Genomic DNA, 23,358 nt, shown 5'->3' on the forward strand with positions numbered 1-23,358 from the left:
CGCCACCTGGGGTAGACCCTAGCCGCCGATGTAATCGGCGGTGTAACGCCTCATTTTTTGAACGTCATCGCAGGGCTTCACATTCGAAAAGCGATCGCGTGCACGCTACGCCATGAATCCCAGATTGCGGCTGGCGAAATTGCCGAGATTCGGGAAGATCAGACCGAGATCGGTATCGGCCACGCCGAACCAGCGCGCCAGCGTCGCGGCGTACTGATCGACCGATGTCGTCGGAATGATTTGTCCCCAGCCCGCATCGTCGGGACCATCGTTCTGCAACACCGGCATCGTTCCGTAGAAGCGCCCGCCGCGCACCGCGCCGCCGACCACAAAATGATGGCCGCCCCAACCGTGGTCGGAACCATCGCCGTTCGATGAAAGCGTCCGTCCGAAATCGGAAGCCGTGAACGTGGTGACACTGTTGGCGACGCCGAGCTCGACCGTCGCGGCATGGAACGCGGTGAGCGCCTGCGCCATCTGCGCCAGCAGAATTGGCTGCTCGCTGAGCAGACGATCGTGATGATCGAAACCGCCGATCGAGACGAAGTAGATCTGGCGCTTCAGTCCCAGCGTGGCGCGCACCTTGATCAGGCGCGCCACCATCTTCAGCTGCCAGGCCAGATCGTTGTCCGGGAAGATAGTCGTCAGCGGCGTGGAAGCATCCAGCGCGGTTCCGACGGCATCCGCGTTCTCGCGCGCACGGCGGAACGAAGCCGCATAGCTGCGCCCGAAGGCATGCGTCTGCACTTCCGGTGCCATCATTCCCAGGAAGGCGCGGCGGCTGTCGCTGTCCCATTCGAAACGGCTGAAGTAACGCGGCCCGTCGTTGCCGATCACATACGGATTGCTGTTGGCGGCACGCTGCAGCACGCTGCCGGAGTTGAGGGCGATATTCATCGGAATGAAGGCGCCCGGATTGGCATCCTGCAGCAGATCGGCGATGCGCCCGCCCCAGCCGAGATTTCGGCCGTCGTCGGTACGCGAGATCTGCCAATAGGCCTGCTGGTTGTTGTGCGAGAACAACTGCGGCGGCAGCTGCGCGGAGCTATTGCGGTATTCGGTCTTGGTGACTGGCCGGATCAACGTGCCGACATTGCCGAGGATCGCCGCCTTGCCGTTGCTGAACAGTCCCTGCAAGCCGGCGACGCCGACCGTGTCGCCATCGCTGGTCGACTTCTGCAATCCGTAGCTCGCGCCATCGGAGGCGCCGCCACCGGCCTGCGGCGTCAACGACAGCAGATCACCTTTCGCCACGGCGAGCGTGGCGCGCGCCGCCGCGTATTGCGCGTAGTGCGCGTCGTCGCGTGGGATCACCATGTTCAGGGCATCGTTGCCGCCGAACATGAAGACGCACACCAGCGCCTTGTAGTCGTCGAACGCCGTCGGCCCGTAGGCGCGCGTGGCCGCTTCGACCAAGCGCAGATTGCCCAGCGCCGAATACAGCCCGGCACCGCCAAGGCCGGCACAGATCGCGTTGCGCAGGAAATCCCTTCGATTCATCGCTGCGTTCTCCTGTGGTTGTCCGCGCTCATTTCTGCACCACGTATTCGGGCGAATTGACGATCAGGTACAGCGCTTCCTGCACCCGCGTGCGCCGCTCCTCGGCGGTGCCCGCCGGCATGCCGTTTAAGCGTTCGAGCAGAAGCTGGCGCATGGTCGAGGACATCTGCCCCGACAGGAACAACACGTTGTAGCGATCGAGCAGCGCGCCGGGATTGGCCGCGAGCGGCGTGTCGCGATTGAGGTCGATGGCGTACTCGTTCGGCCCGACATCGGGATTTCCGACGTAGACGTCGTAGATCTTGCCGCCGAAATAGCTCTCCGTGCTCGGCATCATGTAGTCGGTCGCCAGCTGCAGTTCCGGTGCGGCCAGGCCGAGCTGGGTCAACTCGCCCGTCGGCCGGTATTCCGGACTGAAGAAGTTGAACACCGATGGCGCGTACTGCGGCGACTGGCCGAGATTCATCTCCAGCGTCCAGAACTCGTCCAGATGCCCGGACTGCGAGTGCGCGTTGAGCGCGCGCCACAGATGCGTCAACCGCAGCAACGGCTCGCGCACCTTGCCGAAATGTGGCGGCTGCGATGCCAGAACACGCGCTTCGGCGTCGTACAGGATCGCCTTGATCACCGCCTTCATGTCGCCGCGCACACCTGAGCCGTTGTTGTTGAATACCGCCGCGACACGCGACACATAGCCCGGACTCGGGTTGCTGGTGACCAGCCGCTGGATCAGCTGCTTGCCGATGAACGGCCCAACATTGGGATGATTGAAGATGTTGTCGAGCGCGGCTTTCAGATCGCTCTGCGCGGTGCCGCCACCGGCCAGGACGCCGTTCGGCAGTGCCACACCCGGATACACCAGCAGCTGCTTGCTCTGTGCCGAGGCGTGATACGCCGCCTGGCTTTCCATCCGCGTCACCCAGGCGGGATCGGCGGAATCGTAGATGTAGCAATCGGTGAAATACCCCATCGCCTCGCAGCCATGGAACGTCCAGCCGGTGAAAACGTGGGCGAAGCCCTTGACCGTGTTCTGGTTGTAGGTCGGGATCGGATTGCCGGCGCTGTCGCGCTTGAGCGTGCCGTCAGAATTCAGTTGCACCAGACCGACGCTGAAAAGCTGCATCACCTCCCGCGCGTAATTTTCGTCAGGGCGAATGTTGCGCGTCTCGTCCGGCTTTTGATTGCCGAGCATCGACAGGAAGATGCCCATCACCGGATGCAGGGTGACGTCCTCCAGCAACGTGCGGAAGTTTCCGAAGGCATCGCGTGCCAGCGTGTCGTAGTAGTGCGTCATGCCGTGCGGCGCATTGCCGAGCTCGTCCGAAGCGGCATCGGACACGACGAAGATCTCGCTCAGCGCGAAGGCCACGCGCTGACGCAGCTGGTCCTTGTGCACGAACGATGCGTCGAACGGGTCCTGCCCGCCGATCGCGTTCATGAACCACGCATCCACGCGCCAGTCGCGCTGCGTATCCGGGCCGGCTTCCTTCAGAAATTTCAGCTGCGAGGACACCGGCTGCGCGATCTGATCATCGATCCAGGCCGCGTAACCCATCTGACGCACGCGAGCCATCTCCTCCAGCGTCGGGCCGAAGGTCGCCTGCGTGAGGAAACGCGCCGCGTCGGCGTCGGTGAGCGCCTTGCGAACCGGCGGCGTCGGCCCCGAGACCGGCGGAATCCTGATCGCACCCCCGGACACGATCGGCACGGGCGCCGCGATCGGCAACGCCCGCCGCCTGGTGTCCTCGCGCACCGTCACCGCCACCACCACGAGCAGGAGCACGCTCGGCCACCACGCACTCGACCACCATGCACCCGGCCGCCACGCGCTCTGCCACCAGGACAGACGCGTCCACCAGTCCCAAACTCTCATCGCCACGCTCTCCCCTGGGCGTCGGCGTGCAATCTAGCGTTCGGACGAAACCTTGAACGTGATTCTCGACACAGCTTGTACGGGCGTCCAGTGCGTGCCCAGCATTTAGTCGAGGCGCTTGCGGAAGCGCAGGATCGCCAGCGTCATCATCACCGTGGTGAAGGCGAGCAACGCGAGCACGTCCGGCCAGAGTTCGAACAGGTTGGCGCCGCGCAGCATGATGCCGCGAATCAGGCGCAGGAAATGCGTCAGCGGCAGCACCTCCGCCAGCCATTGCACCACGCGCGGCATGCCGGCGAACGGGAACATGAAACCCGAGAGCAGGATCGACGGCAGGAAGACGAAGAACGTCATCTGCATCGCCTGGAACTGCGATTGCGCGCGCGTGCTGATCAGCAATCCCATCGTGAGGTTGGCTAGGATCAGCAGCACCGCGGCCAGATAGACGTCGAAAATGCTGCCTCGGATCGGCACATCGAACAGCCACATGCCGAGCAGGAGCACCACGCTGGTCTGCACCAGCCCGATCACCGCATACGGCAGTACCTTGCCGATCATCAGCTCCGAACGGCTGACGGGCGTGGCGATCAGCAGCTCCATGTTGCCCCGCTCGCGCTCGCGCACGATCGCGACGCCGGTGAACAGCACCATCGTCATGGTCAGGATCACGCCGATCAGGCCGGGTACGATGTTGATCGCGGAACGCCGCTCCGGGTTGTAGAAGCTCACCACGCTGATCTGCCCGCCACCCGACAGGCCGCTGCCGGCTTGCGCGGCGCCGACGCGCGGTGAAATCAGGTTGGTTGTCGGCGTGCCATCGAGCGGCGTCTGCGCCAACTGGATCGCGGCACTCTGCACCACCGTGTCGCTGCCATCGACCAGCACCTGCACCGCCTCGCGACCGTCGTAGCGGCGGCGCTCGAAATCCGGCGGGATCACGATACCGACACTGATCTCGCCGCGGCGCAGATGCTCCATCAATTCCTGCGGCGCGGTGGTGCTGATCTCGGGCGCGATCACGCCCGTCGCCACCATATCCATCACCAGCGCGCGCGATGCCGCGGTATTGGCCTGGTCGGCGACACCCGCCGATAGCCCGCGCAGATTGAGATTGATGGCATAGCCGAACAGCACCAGCTGCATCACCGGAATGCCGATGATCATCGTTAGCGTGATGCGATCGCGCCGCATCTGCCGCACTTCCTTCAGCATGATCGCGAAAAGCCGGCGTAGTCTCATGCGTGCGTCTCCGGCCGCGTGTCCTCGCCCCTACCACGGGTGGCGGAGACGAACACATCCTCGAGATTCGGTTCGGCGGTTTCCACATCCGCTTGCAGGCTTGCCGCCGACAATACTTCGCGCAATCGACCGACGGCATCGCCGTCGCGCTCGGACAACACGCGCAGACTGTTGCCGATCTGCGCCACGCTCAGCACGCCCGGTACGTCGATCAAGGCCTGCTGCGCGGTGCGCGGCTGCGCCGCATGCACCACCGCCGTGCGACCTGCCAGCGCACGCGTCAGTTCGATCGGCGTGCCGTCGGCGACCAGCACGCCACGATCGAGGATGGCCAATCGGTGGCAACGCTCGGCCTCGTCCATATAGTGCGTGGACACGAGGATGGTGGTACCGCCATCGGCGAGATCGAAGAGCTTCTCCCAGAAATCGCGGCGCGATTCCGGATCAACCGCGCTGGTCGGTTCGTCGAGGAACAGCAGCTCCGGCTGATGGATCACCGCGCCGGCAAGCGCGAGACGCTGCTTCTGTCCGCCGCTCATCGTTCCAGCTAGCTGCTTCTGGCGATCGGCGAAGTGGTACTGCTCGACCAGCTGATCGATGCGCCGTGCCGTCTCGGCCTTCGGCACCTCCTGCACGGCGGCGAGGAATTCCAGGTTCTCGCGCACGCTCAGGTCCTCGAACAATGAGAACTTCTGGGTCATGTAGCCGATCCGGCGACGCAACTCCTCAGCCTGCTCCGGAATCTTCAGGCCGAGCACCTCGATCTCGCCATCGGTCGGCGTGAGCAGTCCGCACAGCATGCGAATGGTGGTCGACTTGCCGGAACCGTTCGGGCCGAGGAAGCCATAGACATGCGCCTTGGGCACGGTGAGATCGACGTGGTCGACGGCGACGAGCTCGCCGAAGCGCTTGGTCAACCCGCGAGCACGGATAGCGACGTCGGCAGCCATTACGCAACCTCGATCCCGATCACTTGCCGCCGCCAGGCACGAATTCGACCCGCACCGGCAATCCGGCAGGCAACTCTCCCGCCCCTTTGTCCAGCTGGATCTCGGTCAGCCAACTCAAACGCGTCGCATCCTTTCCGGACAACGCGTAGTAAGGCGTGAAACTCGGATCACTCCGAATCATCCGAACCCGCCCGTTCAGCGCCCCATCGCGCCCGTCGACGAATACCTGCACGGCCTGCCCCACGCGCACATTCGCGCGAATCGGCTCCGGCACGTACACGCGCGCATACGGCACCGACCCCACCAGCATCACCACCAGCGGCGCTCCGACCGGCGCCTGATCGCCAAGCTTGTAGGGAATCGTATCGATGCGCCCATCGCGCGGTGCGACGAGGTCGAGCTTGCCCAGCGTCACCGATTGCGCCTTCGCCTGTGCTTCCGCCGCGGCGAGCGCGGACTCGCCCTGCGCGATCTGCTCGCTGCGCGTGCCACGCTCGAGTTCCAGCAACGCTTCCTGCGCGGCGCGTACCTGCGCCTGCGTGTTGCCCGCGTTCGCGCGCGCGCGATCGACGTCCGATGCCGCCACCAATCGTTGCCGCCCCAGCGGCAACAAGCGTTCGTAGTACGCCTGCGCATCGCGCGCCTGCGCTTGCACGGCCGCCAGGTTGGCGCGCGCCTGCGCGATGTCCTCGCTGCGTGGACCGGCCTTCAGTTCGCCCAGCCGCTCGCGCGCTTCGCGCGCCTGCGCTTGCGCGGCCGCGAGCTGCGACTGCGTGAGCGCCAGTTCCAGTTGCATCAGCGGCTGTCCCGCGGTCACGCGCTGGCCTTCGCGCACGTCGATGCGGGCAATGCGCTCGGAGGCGGGTGCCGGCAGGGTGACGCGATCGTATTCGAGCGTTCCCAAGGCATGCGGAGTTTCGCCGGTGCAGGCGGCAAGCGACAACACCAGGGCGGCCGCGACACCAGCGCGACGCATCGGGGAAATCCGGTCTGTCGTGGCGAGCATCATGATTTCAGCTCCAGTCCGCGATCGAGCAATGCGATCGCATGGGTTCGAACATCGTCCAGGTCGAGATCGTCGGCATCGAACAGGCGGCGCCAGATCGGCGCACCCGCGACCGGGAACAGGGTCAGCCCGACCAGCGAGGTCATCAGCAGGCGCGGATCGAGATCGGGATTGAGCTCGCCGCGCGACTGTGCATCCGCGAAGCGCTTGGCGATCAGACGCGCCACGCCCGGCGCCGCGTGCTTGATCAGCAGATCGCGCAGCGCTCCGCCCTCGCTCAACACTTCCCGCACCCATAGTTGCGGCCACCACGGGTTCTGCTTCATCACTTCGGTGACGCTGCAGACGAAGCCGGCAACGGTCGCGGCGATGTCGTCACCGGCAGCCTGGACGCGCGCGCGCACCGACTGCAACGCAGGCAACATCCGCTCCGCGACCAGGGCCTCCACCAGCATCGCCTTGTCGCCAAAGTAGTAATGCAGCAGCGCCGGCGTGACCTTGGCTTCGGTGGCGATGTCCCGCAGCGAGGTCGCCGCGATGCCGCGGCGGACGAAGCAGGCCAGGGCCGCGTCGAACAGATGGTCCCGCGAAACGGGCGCCGCGCCTTTCGGGCGTCCGGGTGCGCGCTTCTTGGCGACTGGGGCGGGTTTCCCGCCCCCCGGCGGTGAAGCAGCGGCGCGTTTGCGCATCGGGGGCTGGCGAGCACTCATGGCTAATATTTAATTCAATAGTTAATTAAAATACAAGCCCCGCTTTTCCTGCCCGCCTGGCCCTGCTTCAGGCTCGTGCTGCCCCACCTCAGATCAGCGGCCTTGCCCGACCCCACGACCGGTACCACGCCTGGCTATTGATGCGCCCATTCACGCCAAAAATCCCGAATCCGCGCCCCAAACCCGCCCGCACCGCCTCCCTCGCGGCCCCTCGGGGGGCGCCACGATCTCTCGCAACCCCTTCACTTTCCCGGTGTTATCGATAACGGAACGCCCGCCACAGGGCCGACAGCGTGCATCGCCATGTCGATCGCGCGGGCATCCAGTGCTGCAGCAGGACATCCCGATCCCATCTCTTCGAGGAGCGTGCTCATGACGTCGAACCAGAACCGATCTCCAGCCCTGATCCTGCCGCCCGAGCGCGAACTGATCGATCCCTCGCGCCGCTCCTTCCTGGGCTCCACCCTCGCGGCGGGCACGGTCGGCGCGCTGGCGGGAGGATGGTCGCCAGCGAGTTCGGCCGCGCAGGCGAGCACGCGCATCGTCGCCAAGCTGACCGGCCCGAACTCCTGGAACGACAAGTGGGCGCTGGTCGGCACCGACCTCGGCGTGATGTGGGACGACATGCGCGGCAACGTGCTGTTCGCCTTCGGCGACACCGCCAACACCATCAATCCGAATGGCGGGCCGGGCAATTTCCAGGCGAAGAACGCGCTGGTGCGCAGCCGCGCCACGTTCGAGGACATGCGCAACGGCATCATCTTCGATTCCGGCGTGCGCGATCAGTGGGGCAACGTGCGCACCATCTTCGAACCGCAGTATCCGCAGTGGTCATGCATTCCCACGTCCGGCTTCGCCGCGGGCTTCGGTTCGACCTCGCGCCAGATCATGAGCTACATGCAGGTCTACGACTGGAACGACGACGGCCGCTGGAGCTGGAAGACCGATCACAGCGGCCTGGCCTGGTCCGACGACGACGGCGAGCACTGGTTGTGGATGGAAGGCGCGTCCTGGGCCAACAATCCCGATCGCGCCGATGTGTTCCAAGTGATGGCGCTGGCGCCGGACGACGACGGCTGGGTTTACCTGGGCGGCACCCAGAACGGCCGCCGCAACGACGGCCTGCACATGGCGCGCGTGCGCATCGATCGCATGCACGATCGCACCCAGTACGAATATTGGGACGGGCGCGAGTATCGCGTCGGCGCGCCGGCGGTCTCGATCGTGCCCGGGCCGGTGGGCGAACCGAACCTGCACAAGTTCGGCGCGCTGTGGCTGCTCACCTATATCAACGTGTTCGCCAACTTCTTCACGGGCGCGATCCAGTTGCGTACCGCGACGCGTCCCGAGGGCCCCTGGTCGGCGCCGCTCAACCTCATCGGGCCGGCGCAGCTGCCCGGAATGTATGGCGGCTTCATGCACCCCTGGAGCCGCGGCAACACGCTCTACACCACGGTGTCGCAGTGGAATCCGTACTGCGTCTATTTGTGCGAGCACATCCTGCCGTTCAACATGAACACCGGGCCGGGGCTCTGAGCACGTCGCGACCGCGATAGCCAAGGCCAGTTGGAGCGGACGCGCCGGTCCGGCCGGCCAAGCGTCGTCTCGCCCCGCCAGGAAACAATTCTCGCGCCGGCGTGAGAGGGCGTAGTCTTGATGTCCCCTCAGGCACGCCCCACATCCCTGTCGATGAGTACTCCGCATCAACGCGACTTCACCCTCGATCCCGCCGACAACGAACGCCTGGCCAACCTCGCCGGCCCGTTCGATGGACATCTGCGCCAGATCGAACTGCGGCTGGGCGTGGAGATTGCCAACCGCGGCAATATCTTCCGCGTGACCGGCGCCGATGCCGACGCCGTCGAGCGCGCCGAGAAACTGCTGCGCACGCTGTACGCCGAAGCCAGCGAGGAAGTCTTCGATGGCCAGAGCATCAACCTCCGCCTCAACGCGGCCGGCGCCGACAAGATCGACGGCACGGACGCGGGCTACGCACCGCAGGAGGTCGCGATCCGGGTCAAGCGCGGCACGATTCGCGGACGCGGCCCCAACCAGCAGAAATACCTGCACGCCATCGCCACCCACGACATCAACTTCGGCGTCGGCCCGGCCGGCACCGGCAAGACCTTCCTCGCCGTCGCCAGCGCGGTCGAAGCACTGAACGAATCGCGCGTGCAGCGCCTGATCCTCGTGCGCCCCGCCGTGGAAGCCGGCGAGAAGCTGGGCTTCCTGCCCGGCGATCTGTCGCAGAAGGTCGATCCCTACCTGCGCCCGCTCTACGACGCCCTCTACGAAATGATGGGCGTGGAAAAAGTGCTGAAGTTGCTGGAAAAATCGGTGATCGAGATCGCGCCGCTGGCCTATATGCGCGGCCGCACGCTCAACGATGCCTACGTGATCCTCGATGAGGCGCAGAACACCACCATCGAACAGATGAAGATGTTCCTGACGCGCCTGGGTTTCGGCAGCACCGCCGTGGTGACCGGCGATCTCACCCAAATTGATTTGCCCAAGCACGTGAAATCAGGGCTGCGCGATGCCGTCGACGTCCTGCGCAACGTCGATGGCGTGAGCTTCACCTTCTTCGAGGCGCGCGACGTGGTGCGACACCCGCTGGTGGCGCGCATCGTCGATGCCTACGACCGGCGCGACACCAGCGATGCCGAGACCGGGCCGTCGGCGTAAACTCGTCATCATGCTTTCCGATACCAGACACCAGTCTTTCTCGGTATGACCAAAGGCCCGATCCGCCTTGATGTCTCAGTCGGCTACGCGCTGCCCCGCGCTGGACTGCCCGCGGCCGTGAGTTTCCGCCGCTGGGTCGCGGCGGCACTGGCCGGACGCATCCGCGAAGCCGATCTGGCGATCCGCCTGGTCGACGCCAAGGAGGGCCGCGCGCTCAACCGCCACTATCGCGGCAAGGATTACGCCACCAACGTGCTGAGCTTCCCGGCGGAGTTGCCGGAAGGCGTCAAACTTCCCCTGCTCGGTGACCTGGTCCTGTGCGCGCCCGTGGTCGCCCGCGAGGCGCGCGAGCAGAAGAAGACGCTGGCCGCGCATTACGCCCATCTCACCGTGCACGGCACGCTGCATCTGCTCGGCTGGAATCATGAGGATTCCCGCGAGGCGGAATGCATGGAGGCGCTGGAACGCGAAATCCTGGCGTCGCTCGGGATCGCGGATCCCTATCTGCTGTCTTGACCGGCGTCAGGCCCCTCGGCGATTCCGATCGATCGGAATCACCCTTTCCGCTATTTCTCGTCATTCCCGCCTTAGCGGGAATGACGAGCGCGTGAACCAAAACTTTCTAGAGGCAGTCGATCAACCCGTCATAGATGGATTGATCCGATCCGGGAAGGGTTGCGTAGAGCGGTCGGCTACCCTGCAGCGCAGCCAGGAAGGACTCGATCGTGGTCCCCGGCGCCAATGGCGTCTTGCATCGCCAGAACGCCTGACGCACCGAAATCTTGCCGGTAGCCGGATCGATTTCCTCGATGCTGCCGGCGAACACCCAGACGCACATGCCGATGCGGCCGCTGGCTTCGTCTACCGAACAGGTGTATCTCAGCGATTGGATGTTGCTGTAATCGCCTTCGCAGAAGGTGTCGCCACAGATGTCGTCGAAATTGCGGCGAAGACCATGCTGAATGTCGAACCAGGCTTCGTATTCGGCATCGGTATCCAAATAGGAAATCGCCTCGACATAGTTCGCGCCCGGTTCGCTTTGCGCATGCGCAGGCAGGCTCATGCTCACGACGGCAAGCACCGCGGAGACGGCCAGGGAGTACAGAAATCTGAAACGTGGATGCATCGGAATCCTCTCGATCATGTCAGTAGTGTTCGCGTCCGCCATTCCTCGGCGGGCACGAGCAGAGTGCCGGGACGCACGAACGGCCGGTATCGCGAATCCGAGCACTGGCGCATCGGGGTGCCGGGCATCGCGCGGTCGGCTTTTCCTGACAGCGGCGCAAATCAATCACTTACGAAACAGATTCCGCATATCACAGCATTTCTCAACGTGTGGCCTATGGTTCGCCGGCAGCCTGCTAAACTGGGGACAAGGCCCATCTGGGCACTGATATGACCGCAATGTCTGAGGACGACAGTAGTAAGCCCTCCCCCGAGGTTCCGGAAAAACGGGACGCTCCCGAAAAAAGACGCTCCTGGCTGGACCGGATCGGTTCCATGCTCTCGGGCGAACCTTCCTCCCGTGAAGATCTGGTCGAGTTGCTGCGCGACGTGCAGGCCGACGGTCTGATCGAGGCCGACACGCTGCGCATGATGGAAGGCGCGCTCAACGTGTCCGACCTCTCCGTCGGCGACGTGATGGTGCCGCGCGCGCAGATGGTGGCATTGCCGGCGGACGGTAAGTTCCTCGATCTGATGAAGCAGGTGGTCGAATCCGGGCACTCGCGCTTTCCGGTGCACGGCGAGGACAAGGACGAGATCCTCGGCATCCTGCTCGCCAAGGACCTGCTGCGCGGTGTGGTGGCCGACAACGGCCCCGGCACGATTCGCGAACTGCTGCGACCCGCGGTGCTGATCCCGGAAAGCAAACGCCTGGACGTGCTGCTGCGCGAGTTCCGCCAGTCGCGCAACCACATGGCGATCGTGATCGACGAATACGGCGGCGTCGCCGGATTACTGACGATCGAGGACGTGCTGGAGCAGATCGTCGGCGAGATCGACGACGAGCACGACGACGCCGAGGACCCGAACGCCCTGATCGCGGCCCAGGCCGACGGCCAGTACGTGGTGAACGCGCTCACGCCGATCGCCGACTTCAACGAGCGCTTCGGCGCCGATTTCGACGACGACGAGTACGACACCATCGGCGGCCTGGTCACCGCCGCCATCGGCCACCTGCCGGAAGCCGGCGAGGAACTGACGCTGGGCCGTTTCGGTTTCCGCGTCGCCCGCGCCGATGCGCGCCGCCTGCATGCCTTGCATGTCAGCGTCCTGAGCGACAATTGATGCTCCGCTTTCCTTCTCCCCTCGGGAGAAGGGAAAACAATTTATTTCCCTCTCTCGCCTCTTCCCTATGCGCCCAATCCTGGCCCTGCTCTTTCTGTGCCTGTTGCTCCCCGCGGCCGCATCGGCCGCGCCGCGCATCGGCGTGATGACGATGGAGCCCGGCACCATCTTCTTCGAGCGCTTCGGCCATGACGCTCTCGTCGTCGACGATCCCGCGCGCGGCGAAACCATCTCGTACAACTACGGCTTCTTCGATCCCGGCGAACCCGGTTTCGTCGGACGCTTCGTCCGCGGCGTGATGATGTATCAACTGGTGGCGCTGCCGCTGGCGCAGGATCTGCAGTACTACGATGAAACCGGTCGCGGCGTGTCGATCCAATGGCTGAACCTCAGCGACGCCGAAGCCAAGCAGCTCTCCGCCGCGCTGGCCGTGAACGCCAGGCCCGAGAACGCGCGCTACCGCTACGACTACTTCACCGACAACTGCTCCACGCGCGTGCGCGATGCCGTCGACAAGGTGCTGGGCGGCGCGCTGAAGCGGCAGATCGAAGGACGCTCGCACGGCAATACCTATCGCGGCGAATCGGTGCGGCTGGCCTCGCCCGCCTGGTGGATGTGGCTCGGCTTCGACATCGGCCTCGGTCCCGCGGCCGACCGGCCGCTGTCGGTGTGGGAGGAGTCGTTCGTGCCGATGCGCCTGGCCGATGCCCTGCGCGAGGTGAACGGCAGCGACGGCAAGCCGTTGGTGCGCTCCGAACAACGTCTGCTGCCACATCGCATCGCACCTGAGCCGGCGGAATTCCGCTTGGCCTGGTGGCCCTGGCTGCTGTGCGGGTTGCTGATCGCCGCCGTCGCGGTGTGGGCCGCCAGGCGTCGTCCACGCACGGTCGCGGCCGTGGCGCTGCCGTTCTGGGCCCTGTGCACGATCCTCGGTGTGCTGATGGGCTTCATCTGGCTGTTCACCGCGCACCGTTTTGGTTGGAGCAACCACAATCTGCTGCTGTTCAATCCGTTGTGCCTGTTGCTGCTGCCCGGCGGCTGGCGCATCACGCGCGGGCGCGAGGCCGGGCCCTGGTTTGGCCGTTGGCTCACGGCGATCGTGGTCTGCGCCGTCCTGGCGCTGTTCCTGCTCTGGCTGCCGGTCGAACCGCAGCGCAATGCGCACTGGCTCGCGCTGTTGTTGCCGGTCCACTACGGTCTGTTCCTCTCATTGCGTCGCCGCTGACTTGCGGACAAGCGCCACGCGGCGCACGATTTAGCGATGAACGACGCCGTACAAGCCCCTGTCACGCCCGCTCCCGCAAGGCCCACATGCGTGGTGAACTGCTCGCTTTACAACAAGCAGGGCAAGCTGCGCGATATCTCCCTCGACGAAATCAGCGATGTGCTCAAGGTCGACGACGACAGCTTCCTCTGGGTCGGCCTGTACGAGCCCGAGGACGAGGTGCTGGAGAAGCTGCAGGAAGAATTCTGCCTGCACGATCTCGCCATCGAGGATGCGCAGAAAGCGCATCAGCGTCCGAAGATCGAGGCCTATGGCGATTCGTTGTTCATCGCGGTCAACACCGCACAGGTGATCGACGAGCGCATCCGCTACGGCGAAACCCATGCGTTCCTCGGCCCGCGCTACCTGGTGACGGTACGCCACGGCGCCTCGCTGTCGTACTCGCCCGCGCGCGCGCGCCTGGAGCGCGAGCCGGAATTCCTGGAGATGGGCCCGTCATACGCGCTGTACGCGGTGCTGGATGCCATCGTCGACAACTACCTGCCCATCGTCGACGAATTCAAGGACACGCTGGTCACGCTGGAGCAGGACGTCTTCACCGAAACCTTCCGCCGCGGCATCCTCAAGCGCCTGTACGATCTGAAGCGCGAACTCACCTACATGCGCGTGGCGGTGACGCCGCTGCAGGACGTGCTGTCGCAGCTGGTGCGCACCACCAGCCCGCTGGTACCCGACGAAGTGCATCTGTATTTCCGCGACGTGCTCGATCATTCCGTGCGCATCAACGAAACCATCGATGCCTTGCGCGACATGCTGGGCACGGCGCTCGGCGTGAACCAGGCGCTGGTGACGCTGGCACAGGGCGAGGTGGTCAAGCGCCTGGCCGGCTGGGCGGCCCTGCTCGCGGCGCCGACCCTGGTCGCCAGCTGGTACGGCATGAACTTCAAGCACATGCCGGAACTGGACGGGCCCTACAGCTACTACATCCTGATCGGTGGGCTGGCAGTGGCCTGTTTCGGGCTCTATCGCTATCTGAAGAAGATCAAGTGGCTTTGAAATCGTACCGGCACGCTCTCCCCTCTTCTTCTTGTCGACTGCAATCGCTCTTTCATTTTTCCTGACTCGTCGACCCCGCTAGAAAACCATCGATCGTCGCGATTTCGATGCGCTGCCCCTGATAGTCGGTAGCGATACTCTCGAAGAAGTCGCCGAGCGCTTCGTACAAGCGCGCGGTGGCCGGACTATCGCTCGCGAAAGCAGCAATCTCGCGCATTTCGGCTACCCAGCGATATGCCTTGGGATACATGTCCGGAAGCGTCGTCGTTAGCCGCTCAAGCAGCTGGGGCTGGCTGGCCTGCAATTCTTCACGAAGAGCAACGGTCGCACCGGCACGACCGGCCGCCAGCACCATGGCGGCGGCGATTCCGGTCAACCCCTTGTTGATGCCGGCATAAGACATCTTGAGCGCGGACGCGGCGCCAACAGGCCCTTCGATGATCCGCGCATTCAATCCAAACTCGGCGAGACCGCCAAGCTCCCGCGCCGGCTCGCCGGAAAAATAGAAGGTCGGGCCGACCGCATCGGGCACGGGTGGAAAGCCGATGATGGCGGCGTCCGCGAAGCGCGCACCGCTCGCGGTCACGATGTCGCCAACACGCTGGACCGTTCGAACATCGATGGCATTGCAATCGACGAAGATAGGCCGATGGACATTGCTTCGGAGAAAGGGAGCAAGCTCCACGGCAAGAACGACTGCCTGAGCCGGCGGAACGATCGACAGGATCACGTCGGCTTCGGCGATACGTTGCATCTCGACGCCAATCATGCCGGCTGCTTCGGCTCGGCTTCGCGTGCCAGCACTGCGCCCCTCAAGCACCGTGATCACGCGGACACCGTGATCGGTCAACCGACGTGCCACGGCACTTCCCATGGCGCCCGGCGCGATGATGGCGATCTCCCGAAACATGAACATTCTCCTTTTATCGAATCAGATCTGACATCACGGCATAGAGCGCCGGCTGCGCCTCGAAGCCGATGCCCGGCAAGGCGGGAAGTGTCGCTCGACCGTCCGCGATCCGGACCTCATGACTGAACCCGCTAAAGACACCGAACTGTTCCAAATAAGCCTCCACACCACCGAGACCCAGGCCAGCCACGGCATGCAATGACATCAGGTTACCGCCATGCGGGTAGATCGAGGCATGTGGCACGCCATGCGTCTGGGCGGTTGAAAGAATATCGAGAAGACCTGTAATGCCGTAAGCAAGTGGCGGGTCTGGCTGCAACACGATATTGCTTCCCAATCGGGCATAACGCAGGAAGTTGTCGAACTCGCGTGCGCCGAAGAGGTTTTCACCGCCTGCGATCCCGACACCCGTCTCGCCGACGGCATGGTAGCCATCGTAGTCGAGCGGATCGCACGGCTCCTCGAGCCACCAGAGCCCGTAAGGTTTCACGTCCTTGGCGAAGGCGACGCCAGCCTGCGCATCGAAGGCACAGCTCAGATCGAGAGCCAATCTTCCGCCTGATGGCAGCAGGTCGAGAGCTGCTTCGATGCGTTTTCGATCGAGGTCCAGCGAAACACCGCCCGCCTTGATCTTCGCGTCCCGATAGCCTGCATCGACCCAGCGGGAGACTTCGTCGCGCAACGTAGCGACCGGATCTTCAGCGCCATAGAAGCCGCCCCCGACATACACGGGGACAGTTGTGGCACTACGGCCCGTTCCAAACCGATCCGAGAGCACTTGATAAAGCGGACAACACTCGATCTTGGCGACGATATCCCACAATGCGCAATCGAGTGTCCCCAGCGCCATTGAACGTTCGGCATGCCCACCGGCCTTTTCGCGCGCGAGCAGCGACGCCAGGATGCGTGGCGGGTCCAGGTTGGTTCCCTCGTCATCGAGGAAGCTTTCGGGTTCAGTCGCCAGCAACCGTGGAATGAAGCGCTCCCGAAGCGGCCCACCGCAAGCGTAGCGCCCATAGGAATTGAAGGCGTAGCCGACGACTGGGCGCCCTTCCTGAATCACGTCCGTGACTACGGCCACGATGGTCGCGGTCATTTCGCTCAAGTCCACGCGAGCGTTCCGGATTTTGCTTTCAACCTTGATCGTTCGCTCGATGACGCGCGTGATCCGCATGGGAGTTCCTTTGATTTCTGGATGATGGCCGTCAGGCCCGGCCGTATCGGACGGAAACGTCATCGGTCTCGGGTAACCCGGATCGACGCGAGTCGTCGAAGGCCTTGTCTCTGATCTCGACGGAAGTACCGCCATTCGCGCGACCGGCGAAAATGGCAATCAACGCCGACAGCAGGGACCAACCGGCGAGGACATAAAGGCCAGACTCGAAACTGCCGGTCTGAGACTTGATCCATCCAACGCAGAATGGCCCCATGTAACCACCAAGCTGGGCTGTCGCATTGATGAAAGCAAAAGCCACGGCCGCCTCGCGACCGCTCAGAAAAGATGAGGGAATCGCCCAGAAGACGGCGCGGATTCCGAACAAGCCAATCATCGCCACACTCATGGCGGCAAGCGCCCACCAGCTCCCAACGATGAACCCAGCGGCAAACAGGCCGACCGCTCCCAAGGCACAAGCAGTGACGGCATGCCATCGCCGCTCATTCATGCGATCAGACGACCAGCCCCACAGAATCAGGCCAAATACACCCACGATGGATGGGATTGCATAGAGAGTCCCCAGCATCATCTGGGAGACATGCAATCCCTCGATGATCTGTGGCAGGAAGAACACGACGCCATAGTTGGCGGTGACGGTGCTGAACCAAAGAAGGGCGAGCGCCAGAACCCGGCGATCGAGGCAGGCCGCTATCCAGTGACGTTGGGGTTGTGACCCGCCATCACGCGCCTCTGCAGCGAGAGACGTCTGCAGCCAAATTTTCTCACTTTCCGCCAGCCAAGCCGCGTCGGCCGGCCGGTCTGGCATGGATCTCAAGATCACCAGCGCCAATGCAATCGGCGGGATTGCTTCGATGAGAAAGATCCACTGCCAACCGTGGAGCCCGAAAACACCATCCAGGCTCAGAATTGCGCTTGAGGCGATGCCTCCCACCGCGTTGGCGACCGGCTGAGCGAAGTAAAGCGCCGCGAACACTCGCGCACGGTAACGCGAAGGGAACCAGTAAGTGAAATAGAGCACGAGGCCCGGCAGCAACCCCGCTTCTGCGACACCGAGCATGAAACGCGCCGCATAGAAGCTGGCGGGCCCGTTAACGAAGGCGGTCAACCCGGAGACGACGGCCCAGGTCAACATGATGCGGCCGATCCAGATTCTGGCGCCCGTGCGCACCATGATCAGGTTGCTGGGAATTTCAAAGAGAAGGTAGCCGATGAAGAAAATCCCGGCCCCGATTCCGTAGACATACGCCGAGAAACCTAGATCCCGGTTCATGGTGATGGCGGCAATGGAAATGTTCGTACGATCCACATAGGCCAGAAAAAAACTCAGCATTGCGATCGGCAACAAGCGAACCGCGATCTTTCGAATGACCGCACGCTCCAACGCATCCATTGACGCTTCGGACATCACGTTTCTCCACATTGCTTCTGATCCGCCAGGCTCTTTTCTCTATTCGTTCTCATGCCTGGCTCGTCTGACGGTGACTCGCCCTACTCGTGTGCGGGCGGACGCGTGGCTTCGTATCTGGCCTTGGTCTCGACATTCATGGGATAAAGACCTGGCAGCGGCACGCCCCGATCAACTTCCTGCATGATCCACGCCTCCATGCGCTCCTGCTCGGGGGCGAGTTCGACGACATCCGCGATCAATGCGCTCGGAATCACCACGGCGCCATCGTCATCCGCGACGATGAGATCATCCGGGAAGACCGCGACACCGCCACAGCCGATTGGTCTTTGCCAGTCCACGAAGGTAAGGCCGGCCACCGAGGGCGGCGCGGCCGCGCCGCGGCACCAAATGGGTAAGCCGGTCGCGAGGACACCCGCCACATCCCGCACCACACCGTCGGCGATCAATGCAGCGACGCCGCGCTTGCGCATGCGGGCGCACAGGATGTCGCCGAAAATTCCGGCATCCGACACACCCATCGCATCGACAACGGCGATGCATCCTTCCGGCATCTCCTCGATCGCGGCGCGAGTCGATGTTGGCGACGACCAGGATTCCGGCGTCGCCAAATCCTCTCGGGCAGGCACGAAACGCAGAGTGAAGGCACGGCCAACAAGGCGTGCTTGACCGGAACGTATCGGGCGCGCTTGCCGCATCCAGACGTTGCGCAATCCTTTCTTGAGCAGGATCGTCGTGATCGTCGAGGTGGAAACCGAGCGGAGAATATCCGCCGCCCGTTCAAAGTTCGCTGGAATGGTCTGTTCCATGAGAGGCCTCGCGATACCCTTCTGTTGTCAGATGCTGGGGATGAGCCCGCCATCCACGCGCACGAGCGAACCTGTCATGTACGAGGCCGGGGCGCTTGCAAGGAAGGCGACCACATCCGCGTATTCCTCGGGCGTGCCGTAGCGGCCCGCCGGGATCGATGTGACGCTTTCAGCGGTGACGTTCTCGATGCTTTTCTTCTGTCGTCCCGCTTTTTGCTGATCCAGGAAGCGGGTGCGATCGGTGGCGATACGCCCGGGAAGGACGACATTCACCGTGACACCGTCCGCCGCGACCTCCCGCGCCAAGGTCTTCGACCATCCCAGCAGGGAAAGGCGCAATGCATTGGAGATCGCGAGGTTCTCGATCGGCGTGACGACGCCTGAAGATGCCGACGTGATCACCCGTCCCCAGCGGCGTTCCCGCATTCCGGGCAGCACGTGGTCGGTGACGGCGATGATGGACATGACCATCGATTGGAACGACCTCTGCCAGAGGGCTGGATCCTGGCCCGCTGCCGGCGTCGGCGGCGGACCGCCCGTGTTGTTGACGAGAATGTCCACGGGACCGAGCGCAGAAGCGATCTGCTCGATCTTCGCCGTGATCAGGTCAAGGTTCGAAATATCCCAGCCGAGCGCTAGCGCCCGTCCACCGGCGGCTTCGATCTTGGCTTGCACGCCTGCCGCCGCGGCCAAGTCGAGATCGGCCAGGGCCACGACGGCACCTTCACGTGCCAACGTTCGCGCGATCGCGCTCCCTAAACCGCCGCCCGCTCCCAAAACCAATGCGGTCTTACCGTTCAGCCCCAGCTCCATGATCTGCTCTGTTCGCGTATCTGTGTTGTTCCAAACGATACGCTGGGGTGTGAAGCGGAAGAATGTATTCTGCGCTGTATCAAACCGTAATTTTTTTGGGTTATGGATACTCGCCTTCTCGACAGTCTCGTCGCCGTGATCGAAAAGGGGTCGCTGACAGAAGCGGCCCAACATCTGAATCTCACCCCGACGGCCATCGCTCAGCGCATTCAGGCGTTGGAAAAAGATATCGGAGCGCGATTGATCCAGCGTGCCGGACGAACGGTGCGTCCCACGCCCGCGGGCTCCGAACTCGCGGAACGATCGCGTGTCATCTTGCAAGACATCCGTGCGCTTCGATCCATCGTGACCGAAGGCGTCCCGGTGGGAGAACTGCGGCTCGGCGCCATCGCCACGGCGATGACCGGTCTTCTGCCGGCGCTGCTCACACGTTGTAACGCCGAGTTTCCGGGAATCGACGTCCACGTGACGCCGGGCACTTCTCGTGATCTGTATCCCCGCGTGCTCGAAGGCGACCTCGACGCGGCCTTCATCGTGCAGCCGGACTTCGCCCTGCCGAAGTCATGCGCCTGGCGCACGCTGCGCGTGGAGCCGATGATCGTGATCGCGCCAGCCACCGCGCCTCAGGACGAACCGCACCATCTTTTGAGCACGCAGCCCTTCATCCGATACGACCGATCGAACTGGGGCGGGCGCCTCGCCGATATCTATCTGCGCCGCGCAGGCATCCAGCCTCGGGAACGGTTCGAACTCGACTCTCTCGATGCCATCGCCGTGATGGTGGACCAGGGGTTGGGCGTGTCACTGGTGCCGGACTGGGCGCCGCCATGGCCCACGGGACTTTCTCTTCGCAAACACGAACTTCCCGACACGGATCTTCGTAGAAGTCTCGGCGTGGTCTGGCTCCGCACATCACCTCGATCACGTCATGTCGCTGCATTTCTCGGCTGAGCCCGCTGACGCCCAGAGCCTGCGACCAAAGTCGTAGGCCCGAAATCCCCCTCATTGCGGCATTGCGCATTGACCTTGGCCCGTCCCCGCGCGACCCTGCGCCATCGCTCGGAGAACAGGGCCTATCGTCAGGTATGGAAGGGGTCGCGTTGCTTCTCAAAGGCCGTCAGGTGGTGTCGCGCGGCGCGGCGCCTTGCTACCTGCAAGGTCAAGCCGTGCGGCGCCGCACGGCGGCCTTTGAGAAGCAACCCGAAAGGCCGGGTCTGCGGACGCGCGATGCCGCGTCATCGCTCGGTCGTGGATCGACATCCACTCCTTCGCTCTTCCTTGCCTCGCACGTCCGCAGACCCGGCGCGACCCCTTCCATACCTGACGATAGGCCCTACCAATGAAGAACGGTTTCGGCAAGCTGACGTGGGCGGCGCTCGCCATCATCGGCGCCTTCTGTCTCGGCACGATCGCGCTGCGTCGCGGCGAACAGATCAACGCCTTGTGGATCGTGGTCGCGGCGATTTCGCTGTACCTGATCGCCTACCGCTACTACGCGCTGTTCATCGCCAACAAGGTGTTGCAGCTCGATCCCACGCGCTCGACGCCAGCCGTGCTCAACAACGACGGCCTCGACTACGTACCGACCAACAAGCACGTTCTGTTCGGTCACCACTTCGCCGCGATCGCCGGTGCGGGCCCGCTGGTCGGCCCGGTGCTGGCGGCGCAGATGGGCTACCTGCCCGGCCTGCTCTGGTTGATCGTCGGCGTGGTGTTCGCCGGCGCCGTGCAGGACTTCGTCGTGCTGGTGCTATCTTCGCGCCGCAACGGCCGTTCGCTGGGCGATCTGGTACGCGAGGAGATGGGCCAGATTCCAGGCACCATCGCCCTGTTCGGCGCCTTCCTGATCATGATCATCATCCTCGCCGTACTGGCGATGGTGGTGGTGAAGGCGCTGGCGGTGAGCCCGTGGGGCATGTTCACCGTGGTGGCAACGATGCCGATCGCCATCCTGATGGGCGTGTACATGCGCTACATCCGTCCCGGCAAGATCGGCGAGATTTCGATCGTCGGCGTGGCCCTGCTGCTGTTCTCGATCTGGCTGGGCGGCAAGGTCGCCGCCGATCCGGTCTGGGGACCGGCTTTCACCTTCAGCGCCACGCAGATCACCTGGATCCTGATCGGCTACGGCTTCGTCGCCTCGGTGTTGCCGGTGTGGCTGCTGCTGGCGCCGCGCGACTATCTCTCCACCTTCCTCAAGATCGGCACGATCATCGCGCTGGCGATCGGCATCTTCGTCGTGATGCCCGACCTGAAGATGCCTTCGCTGACGCAGTTCACCAACGGTGACGGCCCGGTGTGGAAAGGCGGCATCTTCCCGTTCCTGTTCATCACCATTGCCTGCGGCGCGGTTTCCGGTTTCCACGCGCTGATTTCTTCCGGCACCACGCCGAAACTGTTGGCGAGTGAAGGCCATGCGCGCTACATCGGCTACGGCGGCATGCTGATGGAATCGTTCGTGGCGGTGATGGCGCTGGTGGCGGCATCGATCATCGAACCGGGCGTGTACTTCGCCATGAACAGCCCGCCGGCCGTGGTCGGTACCGACGTGCAGGCCGTCGCGGCCACCGTGTCGCAATGGGGTTTCACCATCACGCCCGACCAGCTGGAAGCCACGGCACGCGAGATCGGTGAGACCACCGTGCTCGCCCGCGCCGGTGGCGCGCCGACGCTGGCCGTCGGCATCGCGCAAATCCTGCACAGCGTGCTGCCCGGCGAAGGCATGATGGCGTTCTGGTACCACTTCGCGATCCTGTTCGAAGCATTGTTCATCCTCACCGCGGTGGACGCCGGCACGCGCGCCGGCCGCTTCATGCTGCAGGACCTGCTCGGCAACTTCATTCCGCCGCTGCGCCGCACCGAATCGTGGACCGCCAATCTCATCGCCACCGCGGGCTGCGTGGCGTTGTGGGGCTATCTGCTCTATCAGGGCGTGGTCGATCCGTTCGGCGGCATCCAGACGTTGTGGCCGCTGTTCGGCATCTCCAACCAGATGCTGGCGGGCATCGCGTTGATGCTCGGCACCGTGGCGCTGTTCAAGATGAAGCGCGACCGCTACGCCTGGGTGTGCGCGGTGCCCGCGGCATGGCTGGTGATCTGCACGAGCACCGCCGGGTTGATCAAGATCTTCGACAGCAATCCCGCGCAGGGCTTCCTGGCGCAGGCCGGCAAGTTCCAGAAGGCGATCGCCAGCGGCGAGATCGCCGCGCCCGCGAAGTCGGTGGAACAGATGCATCAGGTGGTCACGAACGCCTACGTCAACACCGGGCTGACCGCGCTGTTCCTGTTCGTGGTGTTCAGCGTGCTGATCTATTCGGTGCTGAGCATCGTCAAGGCACGTCGCAATCCACAGCGCACTGACAAGGAAACGGCATACGTCGAACTCGATCCGCGGCAACTGGCGAACTTGTGATGGGCACTGCACTCGTCACGCTCGACCACTACCAGGCGCACAAACGCGTCTGGCGACGACTGGTGCAGACCGCGCGACTGTGCTGCGGCGTGCCGGACTACGACAACTATGTCCGGCACATGCTGGAGAAGCATCCTGATCGCGAGGTGATGGATTACCCCACTTTCTTCCGCGAGCGGCAGGAAGCGCGGTATGGCGGCGGAAAAGGCTTTCGCTGCTGCTAGTTTCGTGGAGCGGGACACATCCCGCTCCGTGAAATGATTCGCGCATCACGGGCGCTCAACGCTTCCTGATCACGC

At 63.9% G+C, this 23,358-nt stretch carries 21 protein-coding genes; 9 read left to right on the forward strand and 12 right to left on the reverse strand.

What is annotated here, in order from left to right; translation table 11 throughout:
* Positions 1-105: 105 nt before the first annotated feature.
* From LG367_RS08475 to LG367_RS08500, 6 genes are all read right to left on the reverse strand, one after another.
* Positions 106-1,500 (reverse strand): DUF1501 domain-containing protein, encoded by a 1,395-nt coding sequence (locus tag LG367_RS08475; RefSeq protein WP_226468811.1) that lies wholly within the window; start codon positions 1,498-1,500, stop codon positions 106-108.
* Between the two features lie 28 nt (positions 1,501-1,528).
* Positions 1,529-3,373, reverse strand: coding sequence for a DUF1800 domain-containing protein (locus LG367_RS08480; RefSeq protein WP_226468812.1), 1,845 nt, complete (start codon positions 3,371-3,373; stop codon positions 1,529-1,531).
* A 105-nt stretch (positions 3,374-3,478) separates the two neighbouring features.
* Positions 3,479-4,612 (reverse strand): ABC transporter permease, encoded by a 1,134-nt coding sequence (locus LG367_RS08485; RefSeq protein ID WP_226468813.1) that lies wholly within the window; start codon positions 4,610-4,612, stop codon positions 3,479-3,481.
* Positions 4,609-5,544, reverse strand: coding sequence for an ABC transporter ATP-binding protein (locus LG367_RS08490; RefSeq protein ID WP_226469253.1), 936 nt, complete (start codon positions 5,542-5,544; stop codon positions 4,609-4,611). The genes LG367_RS08485 and LG367_RS08490 overlap by 4 nt, the downstream gene beginning before the upstream one ends.
* A gap of 37 nt (positions 5,545-5,581) precedes the next feature.
* A complete protein-coding gene (locus tag LG367_RS08495) occupies positions 5,582-6,538 on the reverse strand; it encodes an HlyD family secretion protein (RefSeq protein ID WP_226468814.1) in 957 nt (318 codons plus the stop codon).
* 29 nt (positions 6,539-6,567) lie between these two features.
* Positions 6,568-7,257: a TetR/AcrR family transcriptional regulator gene (locus LG367_RS08500; protein ID WP_226468815.1), complete on the reverse strand. Its 690-nt coding sequence runs from the start codon at positions 7,255-7,257 to the stop codon at positions 6,568-6,570.
* 393 nt (positions 7,258-7,650) lie between these two features.
* On the opposite strand from LG367_RS08500, the gene LG367_RS08505 reads away from it, so the two are divergent.
* The 3 genes from LG367_RS08505 to ybeY all read left to right on the forward strand — a co-directional run bounded on the left by LG367_RS08505 (position 7,651) and on the right by ybeY (position 10,479).
* The gene (locus tag LG367_RS08505; protein ID WP_226468816.1) at positions 7,651-8,814 is read left to right on the forward strand and encodes a glycoside hydrolase family 183 protein; all 1,164 of its coding nucleotides are present in this window, start codon (positions 7,651-7,653) and stop codon (positions 8,812-8,814) included.
* Positions 8,815-8,967: 153 nt separating this feature from the next.
* Positions 8,968-9,963: a PhoH family protein gene (locus LG367_RS08510; protein ID WP_226468817.1), complete on the forward strand. Its 996-nt coding sequence runs from the start codon at positions 8,968-8,970 to the stop codon at positions 9,961-9,963.
* Between the two features lie 45 nt (positions 9,964-10,008).
* Positions 10,009-10,479 carry an rRNA maturation RNase YbeY gene (gene ybeY, locus LG367_RS08515; RefSeq protein WP_226468818.1) on the forward strand — a complete coding sequence of 157 codons (471 nt, stop codon included), beginning with the start codon at positions 10,009-10,011 and terminating at the stop codon, positions 10,477-10,479.
* A gap of 106 nt (positions 10,480-10,585) precedes the next feature.
* On the opposite strand, the gene LG367_RS08520 is transcribed toward ybeY, so the two are convergent.
* Positions 10,586-11,194, reverse strand: coding sequence for a hypothetical protein (locus LG367_RS08520; RefSeq protein ID WP_226468819.1), 609 nt, complete (start codon positions 11,192-11,194; stop codon positions 10,586-10,588).
* 173 nt (positions 11,195-11,367) lie between these two features.
* Here LG367_RS08520 and LG367_RS08525 point away from each other — a divergent pair, with 173 nt between their 5' ends.
* The 3 genes from LG367_RS08525 to LG367_RS08535 all read left to right on the forward strand — a co-directional run bounded on the left by LG367_RS08525 (position 11,368) and on the right by LG367_RS08535 (position 14,533).
* Positions 11,368-12,252, forward strand: a complete 885-nt coding sequence (locus LG367_RS08525) for a CorC family transporter (protein WP_226469254.1) — start codon at positions 11,368-11,370, stop codon at positions 12,250-12,252.
* Between the two features lie 67 nt (positions 12,253-12,319).
* On the forward strand, positions 12,320-13,477 hold the full coding sequence (locus LG367_RS08530; RefSeq protein WP_226468820.1) for a lipoprotein N-acyltransferase Lnb domain-containing protein: 1,158 nt from the start codon (positions 12,320-12,322) through the stop codon (positions 13,475-13,477).
* Between the two features lie 36 nt (positions 13,478-13,513).
* Positions 13,514-14,533, forward strand: coding sequence for a magnesium and cobalt transport protein CorA (locus LG367_RS08535; RefSeq protein WP_226468821.1), 1,020 nt, complete (start codon positions 13,514-13,516; stop codon positions 14,531-14,533).
* 52 nt (positions 14,534-14,585) lie between these two features.
* Here LG367_RS08535 and LG367_RS08540 read toward each other — a convergent pair whose 3' ends face one another.
* The 5 genes from LG367_RS08540 to LG367_RS08560 form a co-directional block, all read right to left on the reverse strand.
* Positions 14,586-15,443, reverse strand: a complete 858-nt coding sequence (locus LG367_RS08540) for an NAD(P)-dependent oxidoreductase (RefSeq protein WP_226468822.1) — start codon at positions 15,441-15,443, stop codon at positions 14,586-14,588.
* Between the two features lie 13 nt (positions 15,444-15,456).
* Complete coding sequence (locus tag LG367_RS08545; RefSeq protein ID WP_226468823.1) at positions 15,457-16,617, reverse strand: enolase C-terminal domain-like protein; 1,161 nt, start codon at positions 16,615-16,617, stop codon at positions 15,457-15,459.
* Positions 16,618-16,648: 31 nt separating this feature from the next.
* Positions 16,649-18,025 carry an MFS transporter gene (locus LG367_RS08550; protein ID WP_226468824.1) on the reverse strand — a complete coding sequence of 459 codons (1,377 nt, stop codon included), beginning with the start codon at positions 18,023-18,025 and terminating at the stop codon, positions 16,649-16,651.
* A gap of 83 nt (positions 18,026-18,108) precedes the next feature.
* A complete protein-coding gene (locus tag LG367_RS08555; protein ID WP_226468825.1) occupies positions 18,109-18,834 on the reverse strand; it encodes a ribonuclease activity regulator RraA in 726 nt (241 codons plus the stop codon).
* A 27-nt stretch (positions 18,835-18,861) separates the two neighbouring features.
* The gene (locus LG367_RS08560; protein ID WP_226468826.1) at positions 18,862-19,647 is read right to left on the reverse strand and encodes an SDR family oxidoreductase; all 786 of its coding nucleotides are present in this window, start codon (positions 19,645-19,647) and stop codon (positions 18,862-18,864) included.
* Positions 19,648-19,749: 102 nt separating this feature from the next.
* On the opposite strand from LG367_RS08560, the gene LG367_RS08565 reads away from it, so the two are divergent.
* From LG367_RS08565 to LG367_RS08575, 3 genes are all read left to right on the forward strand, one after another.
* Complete coding sequence (locus LG367_RS08565; protein ID WP_226468827.1) at positions 19,750-20,598, forward strand: LysR family transcriptional regulator; 849 nt, start codon at positions 19,750-19,752, stop codon at positions 20,596-20,598.
* A 388-nt stretch (positions 20,599-20,986) separates the two neighbouring features.
* Entirely contained in the window at positions 20,987-23,059 is a 2,073-nt protein-coding gene (locus LG367_RS08570) for a carbon starvation CstA family protein (protein ID WP_226468828.1), read from the forward strand.
* Complete coding sequence (locus LG367_RS08575) at positions 23,059-23,283, forward strand: YbdD/YjiX family protein (protein WP_226468829.1); 225 nt, start codon at positions 23,059-23,061, stop codon at positions 23,281-23,283. The genes LG367_RS08570 and LG367_RS08575 overlap by 1 nt, the downstream gene beginning before the upstream one ends.
* Positions 23,284-23,358 lie beyond the last annotated feature (75 nt).

It is taken from the genome of Luteimonas panaciterrae (genome assembly GCF_020511115.1).
GTDB lineage: Bacteria > Pseudomonadota > Gammaproteobacteria > Xanthomonadales > Xanthomonadaceae > Luteimonas > Luteimonas panaciterrae.

Bases quoted from the DNA above. Each gene is read 5' to 3' on its own strand.
- LG367_RS08475 (WP_226468811.1), bottom strand. From the start codon at position 1,500: ATGAATCGAAGGGATTTCCTGCGCAACGCGATCTGTGCCGGCCTTGGC.
- LG367_RS08480 (WP_226468812.1), bottom strand. From the start codon at position 3,373: ATGAGAGTTTGGGACTGGTGGACGCGTCTGTCCTGGTGGCAGAGCGCG.
- LG367_RS08485 (WP_226468813.1), bottom strand. From the start codon at position 4,612: ATGAGACTACGCCGGCTTTTCGCGATCATGCTGAAGGAAGTGCGGCAG.
- LG367_RS08495 (WP_226468814.1), bottom strand. From the start codon at position 6,538: ATGCGTCGCGCTGGTGTCGCGGCCGCCCTGGTGTTGTCGCTTGCCGCC.
- LG367_RS08500 (WP_226468815.1), bottom strand. From the start codon at position 7,257: ATGCGCAAACGCGCCGCTGCTTCACCGCCGGGGGGCGGGAAACCCGCC.
- LG367_RS08505 (WP_226468816.1), top strand. From the start codon at position 7,651: ATGACGTCGAACCAGAACCGATCTCCAGCCCTGATCCTGCCGCCCGAG.
- LG367_RS08510 (WP_226468817.1), top strand. From the start codon at position 8,968: ATGAGTACTCCGCATCAACGCGACTTCACCCTCGATCCCGCCGACAAC.
- ybeY (WP_226468818.1), top strand. From the start codon at position 10,009: ATGACCAAAGGCCCGATCCGCCTTGATGTCTCAGTCGGCTACGCGCTG.
- LG367_RS08525 (WP_226469254.1), top strand. From the start codon at position 11,368: ATGTCTGAGGACGACAGTAGTAAGCCCTCCCCCGAGGTTCCGGAAAAA.
- LG367_RS08530 (WP_226468820.1), top strand. From the start codon at position 12,320: ATGCGCCCAATCCTGGCCCTGCTCTTTCTGTGCCTGTTGCTCCCCGCG.
- LG367_RS08535 (WP_226468821.1), top strand. From the start codon at position 13,514: ATGAACGACGCCGTACAAGCCCCTGTCACGCCCGCTCCCGCAAGGCCC.
- LG367_RS08540 (WP_226468822.1), bottom strand. From the start codon at position 15,443: ATGTTTCGGGAGATCGCCATCATCGCGCCGGGCGCCATGGGAAGTGCC.
- LG367_RS08545 (WP_226468823.1), bottom strand. From the start codon at position 16,617: ATGCGGATCACGCGCGTCATCGAGCGAACGATCAAGGTTGAAAGCAAA.
- LG367_RS08550 (WP_226468824.1), bottom strand. From the start codon at position 18,025: ATGTCCGAAGCGTCAATGGATGCGTTGGAGCGTGCGGTCATTCGAAAG.
- LG367_RS08555 (WP_226468825.1), bottom strand. From the start codon at position 18,834: ATGGAACAGACCATTCCAGCGAACTTTGAACGGGCGGCGGATATTCTC.
- LG367_RS08560 (WP_226468826.1), bottom strand. From the start codon at position 19,647: ATGGAGCTGGGGCTGAACGGTAAGACCGCATTGGTTTTGGGAGCGGGC.
- LG367_RS08565 (WP_226468827.1), top strand. From the start codon at position 19,750: ATGGATACTCGCCTTCTCGACAGTCTCGTCGCCGTGATCGAAAAGGGG.
- LG367_RS08570 (WP_226468828.1), top strand. From the start codon at position 20,987: ATGAAGAACGGTTTCGGCAAGCTGACGTGGGCGGCGCTCGCCATCATC.
- LG367_RS08575 (WP_226468829.1), top strand. From the start codon at position 23,059: ATGGGCACTGCACTCGTCACGCTCGACCACTACCAGGCGCACAAACGC.